This is a genomic window from Deinococcus metallilatus, from assembly GCF_004758605.1.
GTDB lineage: Bacteria > Deinococcota > Deinococci > Deinococcales > Deinococcaceae > Deinococcus > Deinococcus metallilatus.
The window spans coordinates 932,501-942,500 of sequence record NZ_CP038512.1 but is presented as its reverse complement, the minus strand read 5'-3'; the positions used below and the strand labels follow the sequence as shown (position 1 = coordinate 942,500).

Annotated in this window: 12 protein-coding genes (2 of these 12 cut by a window edge); 3 read left to right on the top strand and 9 right to left on the bottom strand. The window is 69.2% G+C overall.

All coding sequences use genetic code 11. The annotated features are described in order from the left end of the window. Together E5F05_RS10500 and hisD are read left to right on the top strand one after the other, a co-directional pair. A protein-coding gene (locus tag E5F05_RS10500; RefSeq protein ID WP_129118581.1) for a hypothetical protein crosses the window boundary here: on the top strand, positions 1-15 show its end. It extends 639 nt beyond the left edge of the window; the window shows 15 of its 654 coding nt (coding positions 640-654); its start codon lies off the left edge, out of view; the stop codon is at positions 13-15. A 91-nt stretch (positions 16-106) separates the two neighbouring features. Beyond that, positions 107-1,486 carry a histidinol dehydrogenase gene (hisD, locus tag E5F05_RS10495; protein ID WP_129118580.1) on the top strand — a complete coding sequence of 460 codons (1,380 nt, stop codon included), beginning with the start codon at positions 107-109 and terminating at the stop codon, positions 1,484-1,486. Between the two features lie 615 nt (positions 1,487-2,101). On the opposite strand, the gene E5F05_RS10490 is transcribed toward hisD, so the two are convergent. The 4 genes from E5F05_RS10490 to E5F05_RS10475 all read right to left on the bottom strand — a co-directional run bounded on the left by E5F05_RS10490 (position 2,102) and on the right by E5F05_RS10475 (position 4,730). Beyond that, positions 2,102-2,929 carry a cytochrome c oxidase assembly protein gene (locus tag E5F05_RS10490; RefSeq protein WP_164973436.1) on the bottom strand — a complete coding sequence of 276 codons (828 nt, stop codon included), beginning with the start codon at positions 2,927-2,929 and terminating at the stop codon, positions 2,102-2,104. Continuing rightward, positions 2,926-3,588 carry an SCO family protein gene (locus E5F05_RS10485; RefSeq protein ID WP_129118579.1) on the bottom strand — a complete coding sequence of 221 codons (663 nt, stop codon included), beginning with the start codon at positions 3,586-3,588 and terminating at the stop codon, positions 2,926-2,928. The genes E5F05_RS10490 and E5F05_RS10485 overlap by 4 nt, the downstream gene beginning before the upstream one ends. Positions 3,589-3,598: 10 nt before the next feature. After that, positions 3,599-4,084 carry a copper chaperone PCu(A)C gene (locus tag E5F05_RS10480; protein ID WP_129118578.1) on the bottom strand — a complete coding sequence of 162 codons (486 nt, stop codon included), beginning with the start codon at positions 4,082-4,084 and terminating at the stop codon, positions 3,599-3,601. Between the two features lie 100 nt (positions 4,085-4,184). After that, positions 4,185-4,730 (bottom strand): DUF421 domain-containing protein, encoded by a 546-nt coding sequence (locus E5F05_RS10475; RefSeq protein WP_206733008.1) that lies wholly within the window; start codon positions 4,728-4,730, stop codon positions 4,185-4,187. 144 nt (positions 4,731-4,874) lie between these two features. Here E5F05_RS10475 and E5F05_RS10470 point away from each other — a divergent pair, with 144 nt between their 5' ends. Next, positions 4,875-5,867 (top strand): substrate-binding domain-containing protein, encoded by a 993-nt coding sequence (locus E5F05_RS10470; RefSeq protein ID WP_129118577.1) that lies wholly within the window; start codon positions 4,875-4,877, stop codon positions 5,865-5,867. A gap of 51 nt (positions 5,868-5,918) precedes the next feature. Here the strand turns inward: E5F05_RS10470 and E5F05_RS10465 are convergent, their stop codons facing one another. The 5 genes from E5F05_RS10465 to ppgK form a co-directional block, all read right to left on the bottom strand. Next, positions 5,919-6,899 (bottom strand): GGDEF domain-containing protein, encoded by a 981-nt coding sequence (locus E5F05_RS10465; protein ID WP_241687125.1) that lies wholly within the window; start codon positions 6,897-6,899, stop codon positions 5,919-5,921. A 447-nt stretch (positions 6,900-7,346) separates the two neighbouring features. Continuing rightward, positions 7,347-7,958, bottom strand: coding sequence for a thymidine kinase (locus E5F05_RS10460; protein ID WP_129118575.1), 612 nt, complete (start codon positions 7,956-7,958; stop codon positions 7,347-7,349). 245 nt (positions 7,959-8,203) lie between these two features. Beyond that, on the bottom strand, positions 8,204-8,422 hold the full coding sequence (gene rpmE / locus E5F05_RS10455; protein WP_129118574.1) for a 50S ribosomal protein L31: 219 nt from the start codon (positions 8,420-8,422) through the stop codon (positions 8,204-8,206). A gap of 58 nt (positions 8,423-8,480) precedes the next feature. After that, the gene (locus E5F05_RS10450) at positions 8,481-9,653 is read right to left on the bottom strand and encodes an amidohydrolase family protein (RefSeq protein WP_129118573.1); all 1,173 of its coding nucleotides are present in this window, start codon (positions 9,651-9,653) and stop codon (positions 8,481-8,483) included. Between the two features lie 32 nt (positions 9,654-9,685). Then, a protein-coding gene (gene ppgK / locus E5F05_RS10445) for a polyphosphate--glucose phosphotransferase (RefSeq protein WP_129118572.1) crosses the window boundary here: on the bottom strand, positions 9,686-10,000 show its end. The gene runs 447 nt beyond the window's last position; 315 of the gene's 762 nt are visible here — the last part of the coding sequence; its start codon lies beyond the right edge, outside the window; its stop codon occupies positions 9,686-9,688.

The following is a 10,000-nucleotide window of genomic DNA, read 5'->3' as shown; positions in this document are numbered from 1 at the left end:
CGGCGGGCACCATGAGCTTTCAGCCGTCAGCAGGTCGCCGCCGCGTTCGCCCCCCTTTTCAACTGAAAGCTGATCGCTGAACGCCGACAGCTTCCCGGAGATTCCCATGCAAGTCCTCCAAGGTGACGCCGCCCGCGCGGCCCTGACCCGCTCCTTTGGCGAGATTCCCGTCCCCGCCAGTGTCCTCGCCCGCATCGAGGCGACCTTTGGCGAACCCCTCACGCCGGAGGAGGTGGTCGCCCGCATCCTCGCGGACGTGAAGGCACGGGGAGACGACGCGCTGCGCGACTGGACGGAGAAACTGGACGGCACCCGCCCCGACGCGCTGGAAGTCACGAGGGAAGAAATCGAGGCGGCCGAAATTGACCCGGTGCTGCACGGCGCCATCCGCCTCGCCGTCACGCGCGTCCGGGCCTTTTACGAGCAGCAGCCCGCGCACGGCTTTCTGGACCACGGGCCGGACGGGGCGCTGGGGCAACTGGTGCGCCCGCTCGGAAGGGTGGGGGTGTACGTGCCCGGCGGCCTCGCGCCCCTGATCAGCACGCTGATTCACACGGCGGTCCCGGCACAGGTGGCGGGCGTTCCGGAGATCATCGTGACCACGCCGCCCGCGCGGGACGGCAGCGTGAACCCCGCCATTCTCGTCGCGGCGCGCGAGGTCGGGGTGGACCGGGTCTTCCGGGTGGGGGGCGCGCAGGCCATCGGTGCCCTCGCCCACGGCACGGCCAGCATTCCCGCCGTGGACAAGATCGCGGGGCCGGGCAACCTCTTCGTGGTGATCGCCAAGCGGATGGTGTACGGCGTGGCGGGCATCGAGAGCCTGCCCGGGCCGACCGAGACGCTGGTGGTGGCCGACGACAGCGCCGACCCGCGCTTTGTGGCCGCCGACCTGCTCGCCCAGGCCGAACACCTGGGGGCCGAACCGGTGCTGGTGTCCACCAGCCGCGACCTCCTGGTGGAGGTGCAGAACAAGCTGAACGGGCAACTCGAAGCCCTGCCCGAACCCAACCGCAGTTGGGCGCGCGACAGCGTCGCCAGCCGCATGAAGGTCGTGCTGGCCGCCGACCTCACCGAAGCCCTCGACCTCGCCAACCTCTATGCCCCCGAGCACCTCTGCCTGCTGACCCGCGACCCCTGGAGCCTGCTGGGGCAGGTGCGGCGGGCAGGCGGCGTCTTCGTGGGCGAGGCGAGCATGGAGGCGCTGGGCGACTACGTGGCGGGACCCAGCCACGTGATGCCGACCGGTGGCACCGCGCGCTTCATGAGTCCGGTCAACGTCCGCGACTTCCAGAACATCATCAGCGTGGTCGGCGTGAACGAGGACGCCCTGCGCCGCATCGGTCCCCCCGCCGCCCTCCTCGCCCGCGCCGAGGGCCTGGAAGCCCACGCCCGCGCCATCGAGAGCCGCCTGCTTCCAGAAGTCCCCGAAGCACACCCGGAGGCGACGCTGGACGCGCTGGAAGAGGATGTGGGACGGGGGTTGTAGAGGGCGGGGACAGAGTGAGGGCAGCCTGGCGGCCCCACCCCCACATGGCCTCTGCTTTGCAAGTCTCCCATAAAAGCTGGGTTAGGCATTCGGTCATCCATGGGCTTCTCTACGTCCGGCCAGTTCACCCCCACCCGGCCTCCCCCCTCTCCTGCGGAGCTGTGCCAGTCAAGGGGGAGGAGTTTTTTATCGCTCTACACGTTGTTTCTTCTTTATGAGAGACTGACATGCATCACTCAGCCCATATCACTCCGGACGCTGACGGCGGCCAAGTTGCGTCCGTTCTGTGCTGAAGCCCCCATCTTTTCAAACTCTGGAGCGGACGGCCTCTCCCCACCTTCCCGCTCCACATTCCAGGCAGCCGAGCCGTTCGGGCCGCAGGCCCGAGGCCTTCCAAGTTAGCGGGCAGAGCGTCGAGGCCGGACACGTCACCGCCCAACCCAGACCCACCGCTTCAGGGAACCTCTCTTGCCCAGCGCAGCGCCGCTCCCCCCTGCCCCCGGCGGGGGTAGGGGGGCTGGGGGGGTGGGGGCCAACCGAAGCAAGCTGCCCCGCCCCTCAACCCAACCCCCGCCTTCCATCTCTGGAAAGCGGGGCCAACCTGCCACCCAACCTCTACCCTTTCGCCGCCGGAGGCTGTGTCCCCCCGTCCGCCAACTGAATCAACCACGCCATGAGCTGCACGAACGCCAGCGCCATCGCGGGCAGCCCCGCCAGCATCATGATCCATCCGCTGATCTGCTGGTTTTGCAGCGGCGTCAGGTTCCAGAGGCACAGCGCCGAGACATACGGTGTATACAGCACCCGCTGCGAATACAGCCACACGGCGGCGACCGCCATCATCGGGAGGGCCGCCAGCAGCCCGAACCACCCGCGCGAGCCGATGTGGGCGGGCTGCACGCTGGGCAGGGGCCGCAGCACGACGCTCCAGACCAGCAGACTGCTCAGGAGGTACAGCGCGGGCAGCAGCGCGGCGGCGGTGTTCGTGACCACCGAGGCATTGAATCCGGCGGGCACGTTCCAGAAGATGATGACGGCGGCCCAGATCGCCAGCGCGACCCAGGGGTCCAGCAGCACACCCAGGACGCGCCCCAGCGGACGGCGCGGGTCGATCTGGACGCCGCGCGGCAGCCCCAGGACCAGCAACGGCGGCACGACCTCCGCCAGGACCATCAGGCGGCCCATGTACAGCGCCATGCTGTTCAGCGTCCAGGCGGTCGCGGCGGACTGCGTCGCCAGGATCAGCAGCACCATGCCCAGCAGGAACAGCACGACCTTCCAGACGGGCCAGCGGGCCTGCCCCGCTGGAGTCCGCCGCGCCTGAGCGAAGCGCCAGAGGTAAAAGGCGGTCACGGCCAGCACCGGCAGCCACACCAGCGGATCGAAGTGCAGGACCAGCAGGTCAGCCATGCCGGGGTTCAGGTTGGGGGCAGGGACAGTCATGGGGCGGGGTTCTCCAGAACGTACCGGAGGTCACGCACGACCCGGTCCACCTGCGGAAGCTGGGTGTAGTCCCACAGCACCCGCAGATGCCCGGAGGCGTCGACCAGGTAGGTGGCGGTGGTGTGGTTGATCTGGTAGTCGGCCTCTCCCTTCACGTCGGCCTTCTGGTAGGCCACACCATACTGGCGGGCCACCTCGGAGAGCGCGGGTTCGGGCACATGCACCCCGGTCGCCTTCCCGAAGAAGTCCACGTAGTCCTTCAGGCGGGCGGGCGTGTCGCGGTCCGGGTCCACGCTGACCAGCACGATGTCGAAGCGGGCGCGCTCCTCGGGGGGCAGGGCCTGCCGCGCCTTGTCCAGGTACGCGAGGCTCAGGGGGCAGATGTTCGGGCAGTGCGTGAAGCCGAAAAACAGCGCGGTGGTGCGGCCCGTCCCGCCCGGCTGAAAGGTCCAGGGTTGCCCGTTCTGGTCGGTGCCGCTGAAGGATTTGGCCGTTACCGGAGGCGTGTAGGCGGTGCCGTAGAAGGGAAAGGGACTCCTGACCCGCGCGAACACCCAGGCCCCGCCCAGCAGCAGCAGCACCGCGATCAGGGCAAACAGGGCCGACACATACCAGGGCCGTGTGGCGGGGGCGGGAGCAGGGGCGGGCAGGTCGGTCACAGGCTACCTTTCAGGGCTTGCGGACGACCGCGTTCACGGTCAGGGTCCGGCCATCCCGGGCGGTCAGGGTCAGGCGCACCATCTCCCCCACCTTCGGCGTGCGGGTCAGGTCCATCAGCATCAGGTGGTCACCGCTCGCGCTCAGCTTCAGGGTTCCCCCGGCGGGGACCGTCAGGGCCTGCACCATGCTCATGCCGGTCATGCCCTGCGCGTTCCGGCGGGTGGTCATCAGCATGGCGTGGCGGGCCAGGTCCGTGCGGACACCCGTCAGAACCACCGGCACCTTGCCCGTGTTTTGCAGGGTCAGGAAGGCGCTCGTCTCAGCAGCGCCGGGGGGCACGGCCACAACGGTGGCGTCCCGCACGGTCAGGGGCAGGGGAACGTTCGAGGTCTGAGGGGCAGCGGTGGAAGGATGCTGGCTGGCATTCAGAGCGGCGGCAGGCAGCAGCACGGCGGCGAGCGCCAGGGCGGCAAGCAGCGGGGTGGGTGTGGACATGGGGAGCCTCCTTGAGCGCGGTCTGGCCCGGTCTCCCCGGAGTCTAGACGCGCGGGCGGGGCCGAATTGTCCCCCGGCAACCCCTCTGAAAGTCCGGGCCTTACGTGGCCTGCTCCTTCTTTCTGCCCTGGCCCGGCTCGGGGGGGTCGTTGGTCACGACGCTGATGCTGCCGTCGCCCTCCATGCAGGCCAGCCGGACTTCCGCGAGGTCGCGCACCCCCTGCTCCCGGAGCTGGCTCAGCAACTCGCTCTCGGTGATCAGTTCCTGGCGCATGTTGCGCCGGAGCATCTTCCCGTCCTTCACCAGCGTCAGCGGTGCGGGATGCACCAGCCGCTCGAACAGCGGGAAATGGTAGCCCAGCCAGTTCAGAAACCAGCTCCAGAAGATGATGGTCCCCACCAGCAGGAGGCCGTCGGGCACCGAGGTGTAGTTGCCCGCCATCGCGTTTTGCGCGGCGTCCGCGATCATCACCACCACCAGCAGGTCCGTGATCCCCAGGCCGCTGGACTCGCGCTTGAGCACGAAGCGCAGCATCAAGAACAGCGCGAGGTACGTCAACGTTCCGCGCACGAAGATTTCCAGCAGCGGTGTCTCCGGCACGAACACCTTGCTCCAGTCAATGCCCATCCCGGCGTGCGTCGCCATAGGTCAGTCTGGTCCAGCCACCCCCCGGTTTCCCTCCTCGGCCCTTGAAGTCGCCTTGATCGTCACGGGCCGCTTCCCCGAACCCAGGGCGGACCGGGCCGGTGGAACAGGTTCCATGCTGCGGAGTATGGTGGCGGCAGAGCTATGCGTAAACCCACGATCCAGGATGTTGCCCGGCGGGCCGGGGTGGGGGTCGGCACCGTCTCCCGCGTGCTGAACAACCACGCCGCCGTGAAGGGCGCGACCCGCGAACTGGTGCTCCAGGCCATCGCGGAGCTCGACTACACCCCCAATCCCCACGCCCGGCGCATCGCGGGCGGCAAGAGCTACACCATCAGCGTGCTGCTGCCGGTCGTGACCACCGAGTTCTACGTGCGCCTGCTCGACGGCCTGGAAAGTGCGTTTCAGGAAGCGCGGTACGACGTGGCGATCTTCCCGCTGCTGGACCGCTCGCGGCTGGAACGCTACCTGGGGTCGCACACCCTGGCGTATCAGGCCGACGGGCTGGTGATGGTCACCTACAACCTCACGCAACTGTTCAACGAGCGCCGCCTGCGCAACCAGCAGCCGACCGTGCTGGTGGACGCCTATGCCGAGGGCGTGGACTGCGCCTTTATGGACAACGTGACGGGGGGGCGGCTGGCGGGCGAGTACGCGGCCACGCTGCCCGGCGAGCTGTACGCGATCTGGGTGGAGACGGAACTGGACCAGCTCTTCACCACCCGCGTGTTCGAGGAACGCCGGGCGGGCTTCCGGGCGGCCCTTCAGGGGTCCGGCCGGACGCTGCGCGCCGAGTTCACCGCCAGCTTCGACGCGCTGGCCGCCCGCAATGTGGCGACGGCCCTGCTGGACGAGGCGCAGCTTCCCTGCACGGTCTTCGCCTCCGCCGACCTGCTCGCGGGCGCCCTGCTGGACGAGGCGCGCGGACGCGGCCTGACGCCCGGCGAGGACGTGCGCGTGATCGGCTTCGACGACCAGCCCTGGGCGGCGGCCCGCGGCCTGACCACCCTGCATCAGCCGGTCGAACAGATGGGCCACGAGGCCGCGCAGCTCCTCCTCTCCCGCCTGGGCGGCTACCGGGGACCCGCCCGCGCCCGCCGGTTCGAACCCCACCTGATCGTGCGCGACACGGCTTGAGCGCCGCCGGGTTCCCAGCCACAGGTTCACAGTCAGGCCGGGACTGCGGCGTCACTTCAGGACGGGGGGGTCGAACAGGGCCGTGTGGTGGGTTCGGCGCACGTCGGCCAGGAGGATGTCGTTGCGGCCCTGGCGTTTCACGGTATACATGGCCGCATCGGCGCGGGCCAGCACGTCGTCGGGGTGTTCTCCCTGATGGGCGGTGGCGACCCCGAAGCAGGCGGTCACGCCGGTCACGGCGCCGTGACGCTGGTCCCGCAGGTGAGCGCGCAGCGTGTCCAGCATGGCCTTGACCTGCCAGGCAGGCTGAGCGGGCAGGAGCAGCAGGAATTCCTCGCCGCCCCAGCGGGCCGCGACCCCCCCGGACGGCAGCACGCTCTGGGCCGCCTGCGCCACCCCGCGCAACACCAGGTCCCCGGTCGCGTGCCCGTGCAGATCGTTGACCGCCTTGAAGTGGTCGAGGTCGAACAGCACCAGCGTGAAGCGCCGCCCCGCCCGCGCCAGGGCGGCCAGGTGTTCCTCGGCGGCGCGGCGGTTGGCGAGTCCCGTCAGGGCGTCGCGGTAGGCGGCGTCACGCGCGGCGAGCAGGTGGACGCGCTGCACGCAGAAGGTCGCCTCCAGCACGATCATCACCGCGCCCACCAGCAGGAACTGCATGGTCGCCCCGGCCAACTGGGCATTTCCCGCGCCAGGTCCAGCAATCAGGTGGTAGAGGCACAGCAGGAGCGCCAGCAGGTAGGTGCCGCCCGCCAGCCAGGCCGCGCGCCGGGGCGAGTACAGCAGAAACGCCGCCGCGTACAGCACCGGAAACCAGTAGGTGCTCTCGGCCAGCATGTGGGTCCTGGGCGCGAACGCCGCGAACTGGTGCACCAGCGCCACCAGGAAATACAGGGTGGAGAAGGCATACGCGATCCCCACCGCCGTGTGGACCGTCAACCAGCGGCGCAGCAGCGCCAGTTGCAGCCCCAGCAGCATCAGGGCCAGGCCCGGCAGCGCCACCCGGTCCACAGGGTCAAAGGTCGGGGCCTGCATCCAAAGCGCCCCTAGCGCGGCGACGGTTCCCAGACAGGCGAACAGAAAGAACATGCGCCGCTGCGGTGCCAGCCAGAAGCCGGTTGCAGGAGACTGGGGTGGACAGGGGGGAGTGTTCAATGCCCTCCGGGAACTCATGGATGCCCCTATCTTAGCTGTACAGACCGTTTGAGGAGCCAAAAGTCTGCATAAATTTTTGCTCAATCTCGCTTTGTAGGGCTCAGTGATTAGGGTAAAGGTGGCTTCATCAACTGATAGGTCCCCCTCCGACCCATTTTTCCTGGGACCCGCCCGCTCCAGCACTGGGGAAGCAAGAGGCAAGCAGATGGGGAGAATGAGGCCGGGCGGCACCCTACCTGAACAGGGCCAGCGGGCGGGGCTGCACCATCCGCGCCTCTTCTGAAACGGCCATGATGGGCCTGTGTTGATGATGAGGGCGCGACCTCCTCAGCGCCGCACCTCATGGTGGACGCGGCAGCGGGCCTCGTAGGCCTCCTGCGCGCCGACGAGTACCACCGGGTCGTCGAAACGGGCGGGCTGACCGCCGATCAGGCGTTGCGAGCGGGTGGCGGGGGCGCCGCAGACCGTACAGATCGCCGTCAATTTCTCCACGCTCTCCGCACGGGCCAGCAGGTCGGGGATGCAGCCGAACGGCTCGGCGCGGAAGTCCAGGTCCAGGCCCGCCAGGATCACCCGCACGCCCGCCTCCGCCAGGTCCAGCACCAGCGGCCCCAGGTCCGGCCCGAAGAACTGCGCCTCGTCGATGCCCACCACTTCAGGCAACTCGACCTCGGGCGAGGAGAGCAGCGGCCCCTCGCCCGCCAGGTGCGCGCGGATGACCGCCGCATCCCGCACGGCGACCGCCTCGATGGTGCGGCCCGCGTGGCTGGCGACATGGGCGGCGTGGTAGCGGTCGTCGATGGCGGGCTTGAACACCGCCACCCGCTGCCGGGCGATCACGGCGCGGGTCACGCGGCGAATCAGTTCCTCGCTCTTGCCGCTGAACATCGGCCCGACGATCACTTCCAGGTGGCCGCCGTGATAGGGAGACTTCAGCACGGGGGGGATTATGGCAGAGAGCGGGGAGCAAAAGCTGCCCGGCGCTTTCCCGCCCGCACGCCGCTCTCTGAAAAAGAAAACCGCCCCACCAGCGCGGCGGGGCGTGAAGGCTTGGCGCGCCCCTCAAGGGCCAGACCCCCAGGGCGGCCCGGGGGTCTGTTCGCTTCTCCCCGCCCCGAAAGCGCGGCCAGAGGCGGCTCTGACCGCTGGGCGGTTCGCTTTGCTCGGCCCCGAGGGGGCGGCGATTACTTCTTGTTCTTGCGGTAGCTGTCGCCGAAGCGCTTGTTGAACTTGTCCACGCGGCCCTCGGTGTCCACGAAGCGCTCTTCGCCGGTCCAGAAGGGGTGCGCGCCGCTCCACACGTCCACGTGGATCTCGGGGCGGGTGCTGAGGGTTTCCATGACGACCTTGCCCTGGTAGATGATCTTGGTGGGCACGGCTTTGGGGTGGATGTCTTTCTTCATGTTCTGCCTCCTCCGTCACGTCGCTGTGCGTGACGGGCAACCCTGAGATGATAGCACGTCACCAGACGTAGTGGGCGTGCCAGGCTTCGCCCCGGCGCAGCAGCGGCGTGGGGGTCCCGGTGACGCGGTGCCCACCTTTCACGGCGGCGCGGACCAGCAACCGGGGGTCCAGCTCGGGATAGAGGGTGCGGGCAAAGGCCACCTCCTCGCGCACATCGAGGCTTTCGCCGCTGGCGACCGAATCGGTGCCCAGGGCCACCTCCACCCCCGCTGCCGCGAACGCCGCCCAGGGGAAGGTGCCGCACTCCAGATGCGCGTTGGAGCGCGGGCAGGTCACCACCGGACACCCGGCGCGGGCCACCCGGCCGATGTCCTCCGGCGTGACGTTGACCATATGAACCAGCGTGGGCCGCCCCGCCAGCGCCCCGAGTTCGTCCAGATAGCGCACCGGCGTCAACTCCGGCTCTGGCGCACGCCCGATGACTTCCGCGAACGTGGCGGGGTAGGGAAAGCGCGTCATGCTGTCCCAGATGGGGCCGCCCCCCGTGCGGAACAGTTCGGGTTCGGCGGGATGTTCCGCGACGTGAATCTGGACGGGCAGCCCCTCGCCCGCCGCGTAGTCGGTCAGCAGCCGCATCAGGCGGTGACTGACGGTGAAGGGCGTGTGGGGTGAGAGGCCCACGCGGGGGCCGCCGGGGCGTTCCAGCCGCCGGGCCGCCTCAAGCGTGGTCCTGGCCTCACGAAACACGTCGTCCGCACGCTCAGGAAAGGGACTCAGGACCTCGAAGTACAGCACGCCGGGGAGGTCCGTCCGTTCCAGCAGCGGGGCCAGCGCTGCGGCCTGCCACACGATGTCCCCCACGGCCCCCACGCCCAGGCGCACGAGTTCGTCCGCACCGGCCACCGCGCCCGCCACGCCCCGTTTCTCCCGCTGCGCCATCACCACCTCGGGAATCCAGCGGAAGTACGGCAGGGCCCGGAACTCGTAGGCGCTCATATCCAGATGCGTGTGGGCATTGACGGGTGGGGGAGCAATGACGGCCCCGGCCCGGCGCTCCCGCGCGTGCGGGTAGCTGGCACGCAGCGTGGCCGGATCACCCGTCCCAGCGATCATGCCGTTCGCCACCACCACCCCACCCGGCGAGTGCCCCCCTCCAATTCCCGTAAACAGCACGTCACAGGTGAGGAGTTCGGGGAGGTGGGGGCCAGGCAACAGGGCGTCGGCAGTCATGGGCCGTATTCTGCCGCGCGGCGGCCCGGGCCTCAGCTCCCCTGGCCCTGCGCGCGCTGGTCCGCCATCATCGCCGCGCCGACGATCCCCGCCTCGTTCTGGAGGGTGGCCGGAACCAGCTTGGTGCGCGTGGTCTGGATATGCGGCTGCCACTTGTCGGCCTTCTTGCTGATGCCTCCGCCGATGATGAAGAGGTCGGGGCTGAAGAGGCCTTCGAGGTACTGAAGGTAGGTGCTGGCGCGTTTGGCCCACTGCTTCCAGTTCAGGTCGTCGTGCTCGCGGGCGCGGTCGGAGGCCCAGGTTTCGGCGTGCTTGTCGCCCTTGAGCCAGAGGTGGCCGAACTCGGT

Coding starts and splice junctions, on each gene's coding strand:
- E5F05_RS10465 (WP_241687125.1), bottom strand. CDS start 6,899: ATGCAGGCCCCGACCTTTGACCCTGTGGACCGGGTGGCGCTGCCGGGC.
- hisD (WP_129118580.1), top strand. CDS start 107: ATGCAAGTCCTCCAAGGTGACGCCGCCCGCGCGGCCCTGACCCGCTCC.
- E5F05_RS10490 (WP_164973436.1), bottom strand. CDS start 2,929: ATGACTGTCCCTGCCCCCAACCTGAACCCCGGCATGGCTGACCTGCTG.
- E5F05_RS10470 (WP_129118577.1), top strand. CDS start 4,875: ATGCGTAAACCCACGATCCAGGATGTTGCCCGGCGGGCCGGGGTGGGG.
- E5F05_RS10475 (WP_206733008.1), bottom strand. CDS start 4,730: ATGGCGACGCACGCCGGGATGGGCATTGACTGGAGCAAGGTGTTCGTG.
- E5F05_RS10480 (WP_129118578.1), bottom strand. CDS start 4,084: ATGTCCACACCCACCCCGCTGCTTGCCGCCCTGGCGCTCGCCGCCGTG.
- E5F05_RS10450 (WP_129118573.1), bottom strand. CDS start 9,653: ATGACTGCCGACGCCCTGTTGCCTGGCCCCCACCTCCCCGAACTCCTC.
- rpmE (WP_129118574.1), bottom strand. CDS start 8,422: ATGAAGAAAGACATCCACCCCAAAGCCGTGCCCACCAAGATCATCTAC.